Below are 18,061 nucleotides of genomic sequence, written 5' to 3'. Positions count from 1 at the left end.
CAGTTGCGCTCCCCTCGACCCATCACCTCAAAGCGCCCAGTTGCCCAGGTCGGCATCCAGCCCTTCGCCGCCCGGCACGCCATCGGCGCCCAGCGAATAGACATCAACCCGGCCATGCTCGCCGGGCATGCGGTACTGGTACGGGGTGCCCCACGGGTCTTGCGGCAGGCGGCGGATATAGCCGTCACTGCGCCAGCTGCGCGGCAGCGGTTCCTGGGTCGGCTTCTTCGCCAGCGCCGCCAGGCCCTGTTCGGTGCTGGGGAAGCGCAGGTTGTCCAGGCGGTACATGTCCAGCGCCTGCTCCAAGGTCGCGAGGTCGGCCATGACTTTCTGCTTCATGGCCTTGTCCTGGTTGCCCAGCACGCTGGGCGCGACCACGGCGATCAGCAGGCCGATGATGAAGATCACCACCATGATTTCCATCAGCGTGAAGCCCCGCTGGCGGTTACGTCGTTGCGGCATCGAAGTTCTCCTTGTCACAGTTGCAATCCCTGGTTGAGCTGCATGATCGGCAGCAGCACCGCCAGCACGATGAACAGCACCACGGCGCCCATTACCAGGATCATCAGCGGTTCGAACAGCGCCATGGCAGTGTCCACCTGGCGGGCGAAGCCGCGCTCCTGGTCGTCGGCCACCCGCTCGAGCATGTCGGCCAGGGTGCCGCTGGCCTCGCCGCTGCCGACCATGTTTACCAGCAGCGGCGGAAACTCCCCGGCGTTGTCCAGCGCCCGGTGCAGGCTGGTGCCGCCCTGCACCTGCTGGCGTACCTGCTCCATGGCTGCGCGGATTCGCCGGTTGCCGACTGTCTCGGTGGCCACCTGCAGGGCTTCGAGCAGGGCCACGCCGCTGCCGCAGAGGATCGCCAGGCTGCGTGCCAGGCGCGCGCTCTCCAGCACTTGCAGCAGCACACCGATACGCGGCAGGCGCAGCAGCAGGTCGTCGCGGCGCAGGCACCAGTGCGGCTTGCGCAGCAGCCAGCCGCCCAACAGCGCGGCCAGGATCGCCAGTGCCAGCAGATAGGGGCCGGCCTGCACCAGCCCCTGGCTCAAGCCGATCAGTAGCGACGTGATGAACGGCAGGCTCTGCCCGGAGTGGGCGAACTGCTCGGTGAGCTTGGGCACCACGAAGGTCATCAGGCCGACCACCACGGCCAGTGACACGCCCATCAGCACCGCCGGGTAGATCAGCGCGGTGCGTGCCTTGTGGCGCTGGCGCTGGACCTGTTCGAGATGGTCGGCCAGACGGCTCAGCACCTGGCCAAGGCGTCCGGAGCGCTCGCCGGCCTCGACCAGCGCGCAATACAAACCGGTGAACGGCGCGCCCTGTCGCGCCAGGCTACGCGCCAGCCCCAGGCCCTCGGCGAGGGAGCCGCGCAAGGCCACCAGCACCGCGTGCAAGGCCGGCTGGCGTAGCTGCCGCTCCAGTGTGGCAAGGGCATCGACCAGGGGGATGCCAGCGCCAACCAAGGTCGCCAGTTGGCGGGTCAGCTCGCACAGTTGGCCACGGGTCAGGCGCTGACGACCGGGCTGTGCGCTATCGTGGCGTTGCAAGTGCCGGGCGAACAGGCCCTGCTCGCGCAGCAATTGCCGCGCATGGCGCTCGCTGTCGGCCTGCACGCTGGCCTTGTGCGCCTTGCCGGCAAGATCCACGGCCTGGTAGCGATAGGTCGGCATGGCTAACCCTGCACCACGCGCAGCACTTCGGCCAGGCTGGTCTCGCCCCGGGCCAGGCAATCGCGGGCCTCAGCCACCAGGCTTTGCCGGCGTCCATCCAGGTAGGCCTGCATGGCCAGTTCGCTCTCGCCGTCGTAGAGCAAGGCAACCAGCCCGGCGTCCAACTCGATGAATTCGTACAGCCCCAGCCGGCCGACATAGCCGCTGCCCTGGCAGTGCTCGCAGCCGACCGGGTGATAGCTTTCGCGCAGGCTGCCCAGCTCCGGCCACAGTTCACGCTCGGCGCTTTGCAGCGGCTGCGCCACCGCGCAGGTGCACAGGCGCCGCACCAGGCGCTGGGCCAGCACGCCACGCAGGCACGAGGCAATCAGGAACGGCTCGATGCCCATGTCGCGCAGGCGGGTCACCGCACCGACGGCACTGTTGGTGTGCAGGGTCGACAGTACCAGATGCCCGGTGAGGCTGGCCTGCACGGCGATCTGCGCAGTCTCCTGGTCGCGGATCTCGCCCAGCATGATCACGTCCGGGTCCTGGCGCAGGATGGCGCGCAAGCCACTGGCGAAGGTCAGCCCGGCACGCGGGTTGATGGCGGTCTGGCCGATGCCGGCGATGGCGTATTCCACCGGGTCCTCGACGGTGAGGATATTGCGGCTGCCGTCATTCAGGCTGTTGAGGCTGGCGTACAGCGTGGTGGTCTTGCCCGAGCCGGTGGGGCCGGTGGACAGCACAATGCCATTGGGCCGTGCCAGGCAACCACGCAAGCCGCGCAGCACGGCGGCAGGCATGCCCAGGTTGTCCAGCGCCAGCAGGCTGGCCTGCTTGTCGAGCACGCGCATCACCACCCGCTCACCATGGATACCGGGCAAGGTCGAGACCCGCACATCCACCTCGCGCCCGGCGGCGCGCAGAGTGATGCGGCCATCCTGGGGCTGGCGCTTCTCGGCGATATCGAGCCGCGCCATGACCTTGATCCGCGACACCAGCATCGCCGACAACGCCCGTGGCGGGCGCAGCACCTCGCGCAGGTGGCCGTCGATGCGCAGGCGCACCACCAGGCTCTGCTCGAAGGTCTCGATATGGATATCCGAAGCGCGCAGGCGCAGCGCCTGGCCGAACAGGCCATTGATCAGGCGGATCACCGGTGCTTCGTCATCGCTTTCCAGCAGGTCCTCGATGCGCGGCATCTCGCTCATCAGGCTGTCCAGGTCGACTTGCTCGCCGATGCCTTCGATCAAGGCCTGGTTCGCCGCCTCGCCAGCCTGGTAAAGCTGGCCGAGGCGCTCGTCGAAGCTCGCACTGTCGAGCTGCTCGACGCCCACCGGCTGGCCATGCACGCGCAGCAGTTCCTGCAATTGGTCACTGTCGGCGTCGCCGCGCAACCACAAATGCCAGCCGTTTTCAGCCGGTGCCATTGCCACCCCGCTCTGCCGTGCCAGGCGATAGGGCAGCATCACCAGTCACCGCCTTCCAGACGTGCCCGGCTGGCGGGGAACACTTGCAGCAACGGCAGGCCCTCGGCCAGCGCCGGCAGTTTGAGCGGAGTGTTCTGCTGCAGGCTCTGGTACTTCTGCTGGCTGATCCCGGCCAGGCTCTCGCCGTCACGCAGGATGCGCGGGCGAATGAACACCATCAGGTTCTGCTTGGTGTTCTTGCTGGCGTCGGAACGGAACAGCCGGCCCAGGTAGGGAATATCACCCAGCAGTGGTACACGCTGATTGCTGGTAGCCAGCTCGTCGCTGATCAGCCCGCCGAGGATCACCAGGCCGTTGTCCTCGACCATGACCTTGGTCTTGATCTCGCGCTTGTTGGTGATCACATCGCTAGCGGCGCTGGAGTCGGCGATCGACGACACCTCCTGGACGATGTCCAGGCGCACGCTGTCGTCGATGCTGATCTGCGGTTTGATGCGCAGCTTCACCCCGACTTCCTTGCGCTCGATGGTCTGGTAGGGGTTGGCGTTGTTCTGGGTGACGGAGCCGGTGACGAACGGCACCTCCTGGCCCACCAGGATCGACGCCTCGGCATTGTCCAGGGTCAGCAGGGTCGGCGTGGACAGCAGGTTGAAACCGCTCTTGCCCTTGAGTGCGTTGACCAGCATGGCGAAGTTGAAGCCACCACCGATATGGCCGATGCCGGCGGTGGCGCCGGTGGTGGCCGAAAGCAGCTTGCCGAGTTTCTCGTTGTCGCCGCTGCTGGCGGCCCCGGCGATGCTGGCGATGTTCACCCCGTTGCCGCCGAAATTGACGATGCCGGCGCCGAACTTCTCGTCGGCGAACAGCCACTGCACGCCCAGTTCCTGGGCGCTGCTGTCGGAGACCTCGGCGATGATCGCCTCGACCACTACCTGCGCCCGGCGAATGTCCAACTTCTCGACGATACTGCGGTAGGCGGCCAGTTCGCTGTCCGGGCCGACCATCACCACGGCGTTGGTGCCCTCCTCGTACTCCAGGCGAATGCCCGAGTCGCTGGCCGCCGGCACCGGCGCATCCTTGCCCTCGCCTTCCGCCGCCGGCACCGTGCCAGCCTGGCTCAGGCCGCGCAGCACCTTGACCACTTCGGCGGCATTGGCGTGGCGCAGATAGATGACCTGGGTGTTGCTGCTGCGCAGACTGTCGCTGGGCCGGTCGAGCTGCACCAGCAGCGCCCGCACCCGCTCCCGGCTGTCGGCGCTGCCGCGCACCAGCAGCGCATTGCTGCGCGGGTCGGCAACCACCTGGGCGCTGTCGGCGCCCTGCTCGCGGGCCAGCAGGCGGGTCACCAGGCCAGCGGTGTCGGCAGCGCTGGCATGCTTGAGCGGCATCACCTGCAACGGCTCGTCGCTGACCTGGTCGAGCTGGCGCAGCAGGCTGTCGATGCGCTCCAGGTTACTGCGCCAGTCGGTGACCACCAGCAGGTTGGCCGCCGGATACGGGGTGATCACCCCGACCCGTGGGTCGATCAGCGGCTTGAGAATGCCGAGCATCTGCTCACTGGCGGCGTTGCGCACATTGAACACGCGGGTGGCCACGCCGTCGCTGCCTTCGGCCTTCTTGCCCGCGGTTTCCACCGGCACCGGCTCCAGGCGCGCGGCCTGGTCGGGCACGATCTTCACGCTGCCGTTGGGCAGGTCCACGGCCGCGAAGCCCTGGGCGCGCAGCTGGGCAAGGAAGATGTCGTAGATAGCGTCGGCGTCGTGGCGATCGACCGTGCGCACGGTGACCTTGCCCTGCACCCGGGGGTCGACGATGAAGGTGGTGCCGGTGATGCGCGACACGCTGTCGATGAACTCACCGAGCTCGGTATCGACGAAGTTCACCTCGTACAGCGGCGTGCCGTCGTCGGCGAAGACTTCCACCTCTTCGGCCCGGGCCAGGGACATGCCGAGCATCAGCAGCCCAGCCAGACAGTACCTTGCGATCATCATTCATCCTTGGCGCTTGAAGCCGATCACGGCGGGGCGTGGTGGCCAGGGCAGGCGCTCGCGCCGCCCGTTGTTGTCGAAGATCAGGCCATCGGCGTCGATGTCCTGCAGCACGATGCCCGGTGCCAGGCGCTGGCCACGGCCGAGGGTGCGCACTTGTTGGCCATGGCGCAGTACCACCACGCTGGCCGACAGCGGCTGGGCCTTGAGCCCGCCCAGGTAGGCCAGGGGCAGGCGGGTGAGCGGGATGCGCCCGTCATCGACAGGCGTCTGCCAGTGCTCGGCCAACAAGCCTGGCAACGGTGCCGGCGCCGGTGCCGGCGCATTGGCCGGTTGCGGCTGGCGGCTGAGCAGCAGCACGCACTGCGCCGCCAGCCAGCCGGTGAGGGTCAGCAACGCGAAGCTGAAAAGACGCGAGATCACGCGGCCACCTGGTGCGGGTGCCAGCCAGGGTGGCCCTGCACGTAGCGCACGGCCGGCAGTTGCAAGGGAGCCAGGGCCCAGCCCGGCGCCTGGCGGGTCAGCCAGGCTTCGAGGGTCTGCCACAAGGGCGCGCCGGCCTGGGCATCGAAGTGCAGGCCAAAGGTGCGGCACAGGCCCTCGACGGGTTGCAGGCCGATGATGCGCTTGCCGTTAGGGCTGTAGTTGACCTGCCAGTCCTGGCTCTGCCAGCGCGGCAGGTCCTGGCTGTTGTCCAGCAGCAACGGGTCGCCGAACAGCTGCTCGGCGGCGTTCTCCAGCACCTGCTCGACCTGGCGCGCCGGGGCCTCGACCACCGGTGCGGCGTAACCACCGGTCAGGCTTATGAGGTGCTCACGGGTGATCGACTCGCCCGCTGTCAGCGGGTAGTCGTAGCGCAGGCCGGGCAGCAGCACCGGCATGCTCGAATCATCGGCCAGGGCATGGTGCAACAGGCGGTCCCAGCTGCCGCCACGGGTATCACGGCGCCACAATGCTTCAGGGGCACGCGCCAGCGGCTGGTCAAGCCAGGCGGCATGACCGCTGCGCTGGCGTTGCAGTTCGCTGCGCAATTGGCTGGCACGGGCCAGGGCCTGCGGTGCGAGGCTGTGCTCGAAGGCCGGGAAGAACCGCGCCTCGAACTGCCATTGGCCGCCTGCCTGGCGGCAGCGCAGGCGAAACGCGCCACTGGCCCGGCAACCGGCGAACAGCACCGGTACCCGGCGGCCGCTGGCTTGGGTGGCCAGCACCGGCGCCGGCCACAGGTCCTGGCCACGGGCACACAGCAGCACATCCACCTCGGGTATGCGCTCGGCCAACCACAAGCCCGGGCCGGTGCCGACATCCGCCAGCGCCACCACCAGGTCGGCCTCGCGCCGGGCTTGCTGGAAGCTCGGTTGCAAGGATTGGTACCACTGTTTCAGGGAGGCTTTCTGGTCCTGGGCGTAGGGGTCGGTGACGCCGACCACTGCGATGCGCACACCGCCACGCTGGAACACCTGCAGCCCCTTGACGCCCAGCGCCTTGCCCTGGGCATCGGCCAGCCCGGCGCCGAGGGTAATCGAGGAGGACTGCCGATAGAGCCCGGCACTGCGCTGCGGCCACAGCACACGCTCATCACTGCTGACCCGCGCTTCGCTGCCCAGCAGTTGGCTGCCCTGCACACCGCTTTCGCCCTGGGTGAGGTAGGCCAGGCCGCTGCCGTTCCAGCATTGGCCGTTCTCCAGGGTCAGGCACTGTTCGCTACCGGCCTCGCGCCGCAGCTGTTCGAGCAGCGCGGCCAATACTGCATAACCTCCAGTATGGGCCTGGCCGGCAAGGCCAGCATCGAGCAACGGCGCCAGCGCCGGCTGCCCGGCGCTGGCATTCGGCCCGCTCATCCAGGGTGCACGGCCCAGGTGGCTGACCGGGCCCAGGCGTGTGGCCGGCACAACGGCCTGGCCCGGTTGGCGGGCGTCGAGGGTGTCGGCGACATACAACAGGTCCAGCGCCCGATCGGCCCCGCCACGCGGCAGGGGCAAAGCCGAGCAGGCGCCGAGCAACGGTGCCAGGGCACCGACACCCATCCAGCTGATCACTTCGCGCCTGCTCGCCATCGACTCCGCCATCCCTGTTCACGTAGGGCTCCGGATATTGCGGCGCTTGCGTGACAGTTTGATGGCAGAAAACCGACGTTAATTCCAAAACAGCGCAGGTTAACGCTTTAGTAATAGCGGTGAGTTTTAAAGGCTCTTTAACAAATCTGACAATCAATCATCATACTTGCCCTCTACAGTCGCGGTTTCCTTCAACTCAGCCAAAAAAAGGACACCCTGATGAGTCGAGATACCGGCGATAACCTGGACCGCAACCAGAGCGGCAACCTGCCGATGGCCAGTGTCATGGACACTTACCTGAGCCGTCGCTCCGTGGTGCGCGGCAGCCTCGGCGCGGCCATCGCCATGATCGCCGGTGCCGGCCTGACCGGTTGCTTCGACAGCGGCGGCGGCTCGGATCACGACGATCCAGCGCCGCAGCCGGAGAAACCCAAACTCAAGCTGGGCTTCAACTCCATCGCCGGCTCGCGCACCGACGCCTGCGTGGTCGCCGCCGGCTACAGCGCCTACGTGCTGGCCCCTTGGGGCACGCCGCTGAACGCCACCGCCAACCCATGGAAGGCCGACGGCAGCAACACCTCCACCGACCAGGCCAACGCCATGGGCATGCACCACGACGGCATGCACTTCTTCCCCATCAACGGCAGCTCCAGCGATGGCCTGCTGGCGATCAACTTTGAATACATCGACACCGCCGCCCTGCACCCGGCCGGCCCCACCACCGTCGCCGGCAAGCGCCCGGTCGAAGAGGTGCGCAAGGAGATCAACGCCCACGGCGCCGGCGTGGTGCGCATCAGCAAGGTCGCCGGGCGCTGGCAGGTGGTCGACAACGACCCGCTCAACCGCCGCTTCACCACCGTCTCGCTGATGGATATCGCAGGCCCGATGCGCGGCACCGACCACGTCAAGACCAAGTTCTCGCCCACCGGCACCCAGTGCCGCGGCACCAACAACAACTGCGGCAACGGCTACACCCCGTGGGGCACCTACCTGACCTGCGAAGAGAACTGGCCCGGCATCTTCGTCAACAAGGGTGTGCGCCCGGCCGACCAGGTGCGCATCGGCGTCTCTTCGAGCAGCGGCCAGTACAAGTGGGAAACCGCGGCGGGTGATGCCAGCGAAGTGGCCGGCGAATTCGCCCGCTTCGACATCACCCCCAGCGGCGCCAGCGCCACCGACGACTTCCGCAACGAAGCCAGCACCTATGGCTACATTGTCGAGATCGACCCGTACACTAACAACACCCTGGCGGTGAAGCGCACCGCCCTGGGCCGCTTCCGCCACGAAGGCTGCTGCCCGGGCCTGCCGGTGGCCGGCAAGCCGCTGGTCTGGTACACCGGCGACGACTCCAACAACGAATACCTGTACAAGTTCGTCTCCGACGCGCTGTGGGACCCGGCCGACGCCAATCCGGCCGACCGCCTGGCCACCGGCGCCAAGTACATGGACAAAGGCAAGCTGTATGTCGCCCGCTTCGATGCCAACGGCACCGGCGCCTGGCTGCTGCTCGACGTGACCACCCCGACCACCGCCGGCAGCACCCTGGGCGCGCAGTTCGGCGACCTGCCGGGCATCATCCTCAACACCCGTGGCGCTGCCGACGCCGTGGGCGCCACGCCCATGGACCGCCCCGAGTGGACCGCCGTCAACCCGCTCAACGGCGATGTCTACCTGACCCTGACCAACAACAGCGCGCGCACCGCGGCCAAGGTCGACGCGGCCAACCCGCGCGGGCCGAACCGCCACGGCCACATCATCCGCTGGCACGACAGCGACGACCACAAGACCTTCACCTGGGACATCTTCGTGTTCGGCGCCAACGCCGCCGGTGCGCCAGACATCAACCGCTCGGGCCTGACCGAACTGAACCAGTTCGCCAGCCCCGACGGCATGAGCTTCGATAGCCGCGGCGTACTGTGGTTCGAGACCGACAACGGCGAAGCCACCCTGACCAGCTACACCAACGACCAGGTGCTGGCAGTGATCCCCACCGACCTGGTGGACGCCAACGGCAAGCAGGTCCCGGTCAACGCCACCAACCAGGTGGACCTGCGCCGCTTCTTCGTCGGGCCGAATGGCTGCGAGGTGACGGGGATTGCCTTCACCCCGGACAACAAGACCATGTTCGTCAACATCCAGCACCCGGACAACTGGCCAAGCACCGACAAGGCCACCGACGTCACGCCGGCCGGCACCTCGGTGCGGCCACGGGCTTCGACGGTGGTGATCCAGCGTAATGATGGCGGGGAGATCGGCACCGTCTGATCGATCAGCTTTCACCTCAATCGCGGGACAAGTCGCATCGGTACGCCGATGCGACTTGTCCCGCGATTTTTTCTACCAGGCCACCGCCTCCCTGCCCCTGACCCGCACCTGCTGCGCCGGCACCCGCGCATGCCATTGCACCACGCCCAGCGCCTCGATCTGGAACTGGCTGCGCAGCGTGCGCCCCTCTTCCTCGAACGACAGCTGCAGGACGAAATGGCCGCTGTTGAGCAGCAACCCTTCGCTTAGCCGGGCGAAGGTCTCGTCATCCACCGCCCCCAGCGCCTGGCGCAAGGCCGCGGCATCGACATACCCGGCCGCCGGGCGGCCACTGATCACACGGCTGAGCATCGAACGGGAAAACCGTCCTTCGTACATCGCCTCCAGCAACGGCAGGTGTTCCAACCCCAGGGCATTGGCATTGAGCCGCCAGCCGCTGGTCGACGGCAGCGCGCAGAGCATTCGATAGCGGCCTTGCCGACCACTGTCCGGCTCCAGCAGCAGGTTCAGCTCACTGGTGTCGAGCATCGGCTGGTTGGCCGCCAGTCGCGGTGGTTGCTGGCGCAGGTACTGGGCGCTCTCGGCGCCCTGCAGGCGGGCATCGCTGTCGGCATCCAGCCAGTCGGCCAGGGCATCGACCAGCCGTTCGGCAGCCATGTCATCGCCCAACAGCTGGCGCAACTGGCGCTCGGCCCGTGGGCCATCCTCCCCCAGCAGGGCGTTGACGTTGAAGCAGCTGTTCTGGTCGATCACCCGCAACTGTGCCTTGCCGGCACCAAAATCATAGGCCAGCGGCTGCCCACGCAGGGCCTGCCAGAACAGCGGGCTGGCGCGCCAGGCCGGATCACGCAGGGCCTGGGAGGCGTAGGCCAGCCCCGCCTGCTCCATGGCCCGCACCTGCACCCGCTGGTGCAGCAGCCGCACCGCGTCCACCTGGCGCCGGCCATCCTCCACCAGCCAGGCCAGCCCCGCTGCGAGCATCGCCAGTACCACCAGCACCATCAGCAGTGCCGCGCCCTGTTGTCGCCTACGCCCCATCCCTGTCTTCCCGTGGCCGCTGAAAAGCGCCAGTCAACACGCCAGTTGTTGCAGGCAGATGGCAGTCATGTGCCCGTCATCTGCGCAGGGCAGGATTGGCCTTCCTTTTTCTTTGACCTGACAGGAGTGGTCTTACATGGGTGGCATTGGAATCTGGCAATTGGTGATCGTGCTGTTGATCGTCTTCCTGCTGTTCGGCACCAAGCGTCTCAAGGGGCTGGGCGGTGATGTCGGCGAGGCGATCCAGGGCTTTCGCAAGTCCATGGGCGGCACTGCCGACAACACTGTCGAGCAACAGCCGCAGGTGCTGAACAATCAGCCGGTGCAGCAGACGCAAACGGATCGTCAGGCCTGATGTTCGAGATCGGCTTCACCGAACTGCTGTTGGTGGGCATCGTCGCGCTGCTGGTGCTCGGCCCCGAGCGCCTGCCGGTGGCGGCGCGGACCCTGGGCCGTGGGCTGGGCCAGGCCCGTCGGGCACTGAATGCGTTGAAGGCGCAGGTGGAACGGGAGATCGACATGCCCGCCCTGGATGCCGCGCCGTTGCAGCGCCTGGAGCAGGAGCTGCGCCAGGGCATCCAGCTCGACGCGACGCCGGCCAATGACCCGACACCAGTCGCCCATGCCAAGGAGAGCGCTTGATGTCCCTCGCTCTCGACCAGGCGACGCGCATGCCACTGACCGATCACCTGCGCGACCTGCGCAAGCGCCTGGTGCGCTGCCTGCTGGTGATCGCGCTGGTGTTCTGCGGGCTGTTCCCCTTTGCCCAGACGCTGTACACGCACATTTCCGAACCGCTGCGCCGTTACCTCCCCGAAGGCGCCAGCATGATCGCCACCAGCGTCACCTCGCCGTTTCTTGCGCCGTTCAAGCTGACGGCGATGTGCGCGCTGTTCGTCGCCATGCCGCTGCTGCTGCACCAGGCCTGGGGCTTCATCGCCCCGGGGCTGTACCGCCGTGAACGGCGCATCGCCCTGCCCCTGCTGGTGTCGAGCATCGTGCTGTTCTACAGCGGCATGGCGTTCGCGTTCTTCCTGGTGTTCCCGATGATGTTCGGTTTCTTCGCCAGCGTAACCCCGGACGGGGTGGCGATGATGACCGACATCGGCCTGTACCTGGACTTCATCCTGGCGCTGTTTTTGGCGTTCGGCCTGGCCTTCGAGATCCCGGTGGCGACCTTCATCGTGGTCTGGGCGGGGCTGACCGACGTGGCCACGCTGCGACGCAGCCGGCCTTATGTGATCGTCGGCTGCTTCGTGGTGGGGATGATCCTGACGCCGCCGGATGTGTTTTCCCAGACCATGCTGGCGGTGCCGATGTGGGTGCTGTTCGAGGTGGGATTGCTGGCGTGTGGGTTGGTGCGGCGGGCGGAGTAAAAGGCAGGAGCCATTACTTGGTCGGGTGGCAGCCGTACTCGGAGTGAGAACCGGTCACGAAGAAAACCGATCAGGCAAGGCCTGCCCGCCTACGGCTGCCATGGCAGAGCAGCGATCTTCGTTATACGGACTCTCACGCCCGATTAAGGTGGCAGCCATGAACGGGGGGAGAATCCGGGGCACAAGAAACCCGGTCAGACCGAAGTCTGCCCGTGCACGGCTGCCATGAAGGGACTGCCGAAAAACCTGTACTCCAGGATTCTCACATCCTGGTCACCAAATCTGGCGACCAGGTGAAGTTATCCCTGGGGTCTTTCCCCGACAACGCAGCAGCTTCCGGCAAGCACGTAGGATAGTTCCCACGCATTTCTGGCTGAAGCATTTGGTTTCAAGTTCGGAAATGTCCGACAGGAGATTGGGGGGACGGGGCGTTCATCGATAGGAGGGCTACGCCTGTGAGACCGAGCGCCGCCCGCGCGGCGCATCGCGGATGAATCCGCTCCTACATTTGTTGCAACGTGGCCACGCCTGATAGGCCATGGTTGTAAGCCTTGTGCGCTGGACGCGATGTTTCGGCGGGCATTGCTGCCGCCCCACCTGTCTCAAGCCTTGCGCCAAGGCTGGCAACCACGGCCTGACAGGTTCGGCACGTTTCAACAAATGTAGGAGCGGATTCATCCGCGATGCGCCGCGCGGGCGGCGCTCGATCTCATAGGCGCCAAATATCTATCGACATACATCCCTATCGACACACCAATCCAGACCAGTGGTATTGACCTGGTATTAAAGTGGTATTAATTTTCATCCCACAACAATATCGGACACCGCCCATGCGTCCTCTAACCGCCCTGCGCCCCGACGACACCAGCGCCACCCCGCTCTACCTGCAGCTGGCACGCAACCTGGAGCAGGCCATCCACGCCGGCCAGTGGACCGCCGACCAGGCCCTGCCCTCGGAGCGCACCCTCAGCGAAACCCTGGACATCTCCCGGGTCACCGCGCGCAAGGCCCTGGAAGTCCTGCTCGAACAAGGCCTGATCCAGCGCATCCAGGGCTCCGGTACCTTCATCACGCCACGCCTCGAACAACCCCTGTCACGCCTGTCGAGCTTCAGCGAAATGCTGCGCATGAAAGGCTTCGTGCCCAGCTCGCAGTGGCTGGAGCGCAGCATCGGCACGCCGAGCAGCGACGAACTGATCCGCCTCGGCCTGTCGCCCACCGACCAGGTGGCCCACCTCAAGCGCCTGCGCAAGGCCGACGACATCGTCATGGCGGTGGAGGTCAGCACCCTGCCCGCCCGCCTGCTCGGCGACCCGCAGGCCATCGGCGATTCGCTGTACCAGCACCTCGACCAACTCGGCCGCCCGGTGGTCCGCGCCCTGCAACATATCCGCGCGATCAACGCCAGCGACGAACTGGCCGCCCAGGTGGGCATCGCCCCCGGCACCGCCATGCTGCTGATGACCCGCATCGGCTACCTCGACGACAACACCGCCATCGAGCTGACCGACACCTACTGCCGCAACGACTACTACGACTTCGTCGCCGAACTGCGACGCTGACCGGAGCCCCCATGGACATCGCCAACATCCTCACCCCCGACGGCTGGGTGCGCGGACAACTGCACCTCGAAAACGGCCGCATACAGGCGATCGAGGGCACGCCGTGCGACCCGCTGACCAACGACCTGCCCTACCTGTTGCCCGGTTTCATCGACCTGCATGTGCACGGCGGCGGTGGCAGCGACATCATGCAAGGCGGTGAGGCCTTCGCCACCATCGCCCGCACCCATCGGCGCTTCGGCACCACCTCGCTGCTGGCCACTACCATGACCGCACCACGCGAGGAACTGGCCCGCGTGCTGGGCGAACTGGGCGCGCACCTCAAGCAACCGCGCCAGGGCGCGCGCATTCTCGGCGTGCATCTGGAAGGCCCGTACATCAATCCCGGCAAGCTCGGCGCACAGCCGAACTTCGCCCACCAGGCGCTACTCGACGAGGTCGAGGAATACCTGGCCCTGGCACCGATCAAGGTCATCACCATCGCCCCGGAAATCGCCGGGCACCTGCCGCTGATCCAGGCCTTGAGCCAGCGCGGCATCCGCCTGCAGATCGGCCACACCCTGGGCAGCTACGAGGAAGGCGTGGCGGCGCTGGAAGCCGGCGCCAGCAGCTTCACCCACCTGTACAACGCCATGAGCCCGCTGCACCACCGCGAGCCGGGCATCGTCGGCGCGGCCCTGGCCCACGCCCGCTACGCCGAGCTGATCCCCGACCTGCTGCACGTGCACCCCGGGGCGATCAAGGTGGCCCTGCGCGCGATCCCGTGCCTGTACTGCGTCACCGACTCCACTGCCGCCGCCGGCATGCCCGACGGCGAATACCGCCTGGGCAGCCACACCGTGACCAAGTGCCTGGGCGGCGTGCGCCTGCCCGACGGCACCCTGGCCGGCAGCACCCTGACCATGGACCAGGCCCTGCGCAACCTGGTGAAGATCGGCCTGCCCCTGGCCGAGGCCTCCGCGCGCCTGTCCCGCTACCCCGCCGATTACCTCGGTATCGCCGACCGTGGCCGCCTGCAACCGGGCGCCTGGGCCGACGCGGTGCTGCTCGATCGCCAACTGAACCTGACCGCCGTGATGGTCGAAGGAGAAACCGCATGAGCTCAAGGATGCTCGAAGAAGCCCGCAGCTGCGCCGATGTCGTCGAACGACAGAACCAGGCGCTGGACCCGCGCCTGGAAACCCTGAGCGAACAGCTGCGCCGGCTCGACCCGCAGGTGGCGCTGACCGTGGCCCGCGGCAGTTCGGATCACGCCGCCAGTTACTTCGCCTATGTCGCCATGCAGCAACTCGGCCTGCCAGTGGCCTCGCTGCCGATGTCGGTGGTGACCTTGCAGCAGGCGCCGCTGCGGGTGCGCGGCCAGGTGGCGCTGGGCTTCTCGCAGTCGGGGCAGAGCCCGGACCTGGTCGACAGCCTGCGTCGCCTGAACCAGTGCGGCGCGACCACCGTGTCGCTGGTCAATGCCGAGGGCTCGCCGCTGGAGCAGGCCTGCCAGCACCACCTGCCGCTGGGCGCCGGCCCCGAGCTGTCGGTGGCGGCGACCAAGAGCTTCGTCGCCACCCTGAGCGCCAGCGCCCGCCTGGTCGCCCATTGGTGCCAGGACCGCGCCCTGCTGGCAGCCGGCCTTGCCCTGCCCGCGCAATTGCGTGAAGCCGCCGCCCAGGACTGGAGCCCGGCCCTCGACACCTTGCGCGATGCCGAACGGCTGATGGTGATCGGCCGTGGCGCCGGCTTTGCCATCGCCCAGGAAGCGGCGCTCAAGCTCAAGGAAACCTCGGTGATCCAGGCCGAGGCCTTCAGCAGCGCCGAGGTGCGCCACGGCCCCATGGCGCTGATCGACGCCCAGTACCCGCTGCTGGTGTTCGCCCCGCGCGGCGTCGAGCAGGCCGGCCTGCTGCAACTGGCCGCCGACATGCGCCAGCGCGGCGCTCATGTGCTGCTGGCGGCGCCGGCCGATATCGCCGGGCGCGACCTCACCCTGAGCTGCGCCGAACACCCGGCCCTGGACCCGCTGCTGGCGATCCAGAGCTTCTACGTCATGGCCGCGGCCCTGGCCGAGGCCCGTGGCCTCGACCCCGACCAGCCGCGCCACCTGAGCAAAGTGACCTGCACGCAGTGAAGCCGCGAGGAACAACGCATGCCCGACAATAACAAGATCATCCTCCATGCCCCGCTCGCCGGACCGCTGGTGCCGCTGGAGCAAGTGCCGGACCCGGTGTTCAGCAGCGCCACCCTCGGTGACGGCGTCGCCATTGACCCACTCAACGACGTGCTGCACGCCCCGTGTGCCGGCGAGGTGGTGCAACTGGCCCGCACCGGCCACGCGCTGACCCTGCGCGCAACCAACGGCGCGGAAATCCTCCTGCATATCGGTGTCGACACCGTGCAACTGCAGGGCTGTGGTTTCTCGCCGTTGGTGGCGCTGGGCGACCAGGTCAGCCAAGGCCAGCCGCTGGTGCGCTTCGACATGGACCAAGTGGCGCAGCACTGTGTCAGCCTGGTTACGGTGATGCTGATCAGCAATGGCCCAGGCTTTGGCCTGAAGCGACTGGAGGCAGGCAATGCGCAGCTCGGCGCGGCGCTGCTGGAGGTCGACGCCACGGGTCGTGAAGCGAATGCCCGGCCGGTCAGCCATGAAAGCGCGCGCGGTCATGCCCGGGTCGCTCATCACGGTGGCCTGCACGCCCGCCCCGCCGCCTTGCTGCGCCAGACTGCGCAAGGTTTCCAGAGCCGCGCCATGCTGCGCTTCGCCGAGCGCGAGGCCGACCTCGACAGCCTGGTGGCGGTCATGGGCCTGGGTGTTGGCGAAGGTGCCGAAGTCGAACTGATCTGCACCGGGCCGGACAGCCAGGCCGCGCTGCAGGCGTTGATCGCCGCCGTGCAGACGGCCTCGGTAGGTGAGCGCCATGCCGCGCATGCGCCAACCAGCACCACCATGGCCAAGCCCGCTGCCGGGCCCGGCATGCTTACCGGTGTCTGCGCCGCCCCCGGCCTGGCCCAAGGGCCACTGGCCCGGCTGGACGGGGTCAGCCTGCCGCCCGACAACGGCGACAACGACCCCGCCGCACAGCACCAGGCGTTGAACACGGCCTTGGCCGAAGTGCGCCACGCCATCGACCGCGACTGGCGCCACCTGCCGCGCGGCCAGGAGGACGCGGCGGCGATCCTCGAGGCACACCTGGCCTTGCTCGACGATCCGGCCCTGCTCGGTGACGCCCGCCAGCATATCGCCAACGGCGTCGCCGCCAGCCATGCCTGGAGCCGTGCCATCGATGCCCAATGCCAGATCCTGCGTAGCCTGGGCAACCCGTTGCTGGCCGAGCGCGCCAACGACCTGTACGACCTGCAGCAGCGTGTTCTGCGGGCCTTGCTTGGTGAAACCCGGCAACTGCGCCTGCCGCCCTCGGCCATTGTCGTCGCCCATGAACTGACGCCCTCCGACCTGCTGCTACTCGCCCGCCATGAGGTCGCCGGGCTGTGCATGGCCGCTGGCGGCGCCACCTCGCACGTCGCCATCCTTGCCCGCGCCCGCGGCCTGCCGTGCCTGGTGGCCGTAGGCGAAGCGCTGCTGGAACTGCCCACCGGCACGCCGCTGGTGCTGGACGCCGACTTGGGCCGCCTGGAAACCGAGGCTGATGCGCAGCGCCTGGCCGAGGTGCAGCGTCATGTGCAACAGCGCCGCGAAACCCGCCAGCGCCAGCAGGCCGCCGCCCAGCAGAGCGCCCGCACCCGTGATGGCCAAGTGATCGAGGTCGCTGCCAATGTCGCCAGTGCCGAGGAAGCCGCCGAGGCCCTGGCCCAAGGTGCCGACGGCATCGGCCTGCTGCGCAGCGAGTTCCTGTTCATCGACCGCCCCACCGCGCCGGACGAGACGGAGCAGCGCAGCGCCTACCAGGCCGTGCTTGATGCCATGGGCGAGCGTCCGGTGATCATCCGTACCATTGATGTAGGCGGCGACAAGCAGCTCGACTACCTGCCCCTGCCGGCCGAGGCCAACCCGGTGCTGGGCCTGCGCGGCATCCGCCTGGGCCAGGTGCGCCCGGAGTTGCTTGACCAGCAGTTGCGCGCGCTGCTGCAAGTCAGCCCGCAACAGCGTTGCCGGATCATGCTGCCGATGGTGACCGAAGTCGACGAGCTGATCGCCATCCGCCAGCGCCTGGACCGGCTGGCCGGCGAGCTGGGCATCGCGCAACGCGCCGAGCTGGGGGTGATGATCGAAGTCCCCGCCGCGGCGCTGCTCGCCGAGCGCCTCGCCGAACACGCGGACTTCTTCTCCATCGGCACCAACGATCTGTCCCAGTACACCTTGGCCATGGACCGCGACCACGCCGGCCTGGCTGCGCGGGTGGATGCCTTGCACCCCGCCTTGCTGCGCCTGATCGAGCTGACCTGCCAGGGCGCGGCGAAGCACGGGCGCTGGGTCGGCGTGTGCGGCGCGCTGGCCTCCGACCCGCTGGCCACGCCGGTGCTGGTCGGGCTTGGGGTGGCCGAGCTGTCGGTCAGCGCGCCGCAGATCGGCGAGATCAAGGCGCAGGTGCGCCAGCTCGATGCCACCGCCTGCCGCCGCTTCAGCCAAGGCCTGCTGGGCTTGTCCAGCGCCGCCGCGGTGCGCCAGGCCTGCCGCGACTTCACCGCCCAGTCCCACGCCCAACCGGCCGCCGCCGCGGCCCTACAACAATAATCGGAGCGCACC

General features: G+C 67.8%; 15 protein-coding genes. 8 read left to right on the top strand and 7 right to left on the bottom strand.

Annotation, left to right across the window (positions count from 1 at the left end):
- Positions 1–27 precede the first annotated feature (27 nt).
- Genes gspG through ACQ4OD_RS02435 form a run of 6 tightly spaced genes read right to left on the bottom strand, consistent with a single transcriptional unit; the run spans position 28 to position 7,139 of the window.
- Entirely contained in the window at positions 28–462 is a 435-nt protein-coding gene (gene gspG / locus ACQ4OD_RS02460) for a type II secretion system major pseudopilin GspG (RefSeq protein ID WP_139669130.1), read from the bottom strand.
- A 14-nt stretch (positions 463–476) separates the two neighbouring features.
- Positions 477–1,673, bottom strand: a complete 1,197-nt coding sequence (gspF, locus tag ACQ4OD_RS02455; protein WP_139669127.1) for a type II secretion system inner membrane protein GspF — start codon at positions 1,671–1,673, stop codon at positions 477–479.
- A 2-nt stretch (positions 1,674–1,675) separates the two neighbouring features.
- Complete coding sequence (locus tag ACQ4OD_RS02450) at positions 1,676–3,124, bottom strand: GspE/PulE family protein (protein WP_430943829.1); 1,449 nt, start codon at positions 3,122–3,124, stop codon at positions 1,676–1,678.
- Positions 3,124–5,073, bottom strand: coding sequence for a type II secretion system secretin GspD (gspD, locus tag ACQ4OD_RS02445; RefSeq protein WP_430943828.1), 1,950 nt, complete (start codon positions 5,071–5,073; stop codon positions 3,124–3,126). Before gspD ends, ACQ4OD_RS02450 begins: the two co-directional genes overlap by 1 nt.
- Before the next feature lie 3 nt (positions 5,074–5,076).
- Positions 5,077–5,496, bottom strand: a complete 420-nt coding sequence (locus tag ACQ4OD_RS02440; RefSeq protein ID WP_430943827.1) for a pilus assembly protein PilZ — start codon at positions 5,494–5,496, stop codon at positions 5,077–5,079.
- Positions 5,493–7,139: a lipoprotein UxpA gene (locus tag ACQ4OD_RS02435; RefSeq protein ID WP_430943826.1), complete on the bottom strand. Its 1,647-nt coding sequence runs from the start codon at positions 7,137–7,139 to the stop codon at positions 5,493–5,495. Before ACQ4OD_RS02435 ends, ACQ4OD_RS02440 begins: the two co-directional genes overlap by 4 nt.
- A 207-nt stretch (positions 7,140–7,346) precedes the next feature.
- Between ACQ4OD_RS02435 and ACQ4OD_RS02430 the strand changes: the two genes are divergently transcribed.
- Positions 7,347–9,392 (top strand): PhoX family protein, encoded by a 2,046-nt coding sequence (locus ACQ4OD_RS02430; protein WP_430943825.1) that lies wholly within the window; start codon positions 7,347–7,349, stop codon positions 9,390–9,392.
- 72 nt (positions 9,393–9,464) lie between these two features.
- On the opposite strand, the gene gspK is transcribed toward ACQ4OD_RS02430, so the two are convergent.
- Positions 9,465–10,430 (bottom strand): type II secretion system minor pseudopilin GspK, encoded by a 966-nt coding sequence (gspK, locus tag ACQ4OD_RS02425; RefSeq protein WP_430943824.1) that lies wholly within the window; start codon positions 10,428–10,430, stop codon positions 9,465–9,467.
- Between the two features lie 136 nt (positions 10,431–10,566).
- Here gspK and tatA point away from each other — a divergent pair, with 136 nt between their 5' ends.
- The 7 genes from tatA (at position 10,567) to ptsP (ending at position 18,049) form a co-directional block, all read left to right on the top strand.
- Positions 10,567–10,785: a twin-arginine translocase TatA/TatE family subunit gene (gene tatA / locus ACQ4OD_RS02420; protein WP_046854345.1), complete on the top strand. Its 219-nt coding sequence runs from the start codon at positions 10,567–10,569 to the stop codon at positions 10,783–10,785.
- Positions 10,785–11,072, top strand: coding sequence for a Sec-independent protein translocase protein TatB (gene tatB / locus ACQ4OD_RS02415; protein ID WP_046854344.1), 288 nt, complete (start codon positions 10,785–10,787; stop codon positions 11,070–11,072). The genes tatA and tatB overlap by 1 nt, the downstream gene beginning before the upstream one ends.
- On the top strand, positions 11,072–11,806 hold the full coding sequence (gene tatC, locus ACQ4OD_RS02410) for a twin-arginine translocase subunit TatC (RefSeq protein WP_430943823.1): 735 nt from the start codon (positions 11,072–11,074) through the stop codon (positions 11,804–11,806). The genes tatB and tatC overlap by 1 nt, the downstream gene beginning before the upstream one ends.
- Positions 11,807–12,636: 830 nt before the next feature.
- On the top strand, positions 12,637–13,368 hold the full coding sequence (locus tag ACQ4OD_RS02405; RefSeq protein ID WP_038706720.1) for a GntR family transcriptional regulator: 732 nt from the start codon (positions 12,637–12,639) through the stop codon (positions 13,366–13,368).
- 11 nt (positions 13,369–13,379) lie between these two features.
- The gene (gene nagA / locus ACQ4OD_RS02400; RefSeq protein WP_198754449.1) at positions 13,380–14,468 is read left to right on the top strand and encodes an N-acetylglucosamine-6-phosphate deacetylase; all 1,089 of its coding nucleotides are present in this window, start codon (positions 13,380–13,382) and stop codon (positions 14,466–14,468) included.
- The gene (locus ACQ4OD_RS02395) at positions 14,465–15,487 is read left to right on the top strand and encodes an SIS domain-containing protein (RefSeq protein ID WP_430943822.1); all 1,023 of its coding nucleotides are present in this window, start codon (positions 14,465–14,467) and stop codon (positions 15,485–15,487) included. The genes nagA and ACQ4OD_RS02395 overlap by 4 nt, the downstream gene beginning before the upstream one ends.
- A gap of 18 nt (positions 15,488–15,505) precedes the next feature.
- A complete protein-coding gene (gene ptsP, locus ACQ4OD_RS02390; RefSeq protein ID WP_258701360.1) occupies positions 15,506–18,049 on the top strand; it encodes a phosphoenolpyruvate--protein phosphotransferase in 2,544 nt (847 codons plus the stop codon).
- Positions 18,050–18,061 lie beyond the last annotated feature (12 nt).

The organism is Pseudomonas sp. WC1, assembly GCF_050586565.1.
Classification (GTDB): domain Bacteria; phylum Pseudomonadota; class Gammaproteobacteria; order Pseudomonadales; family Pseudomonadaceae; genus Aquipseudomonas.
The sequence above is the reverse complement of the archived record's forward strand: the minus strand, read 5'-3'. Positions and strand labels throughout refer to the sequence as shown.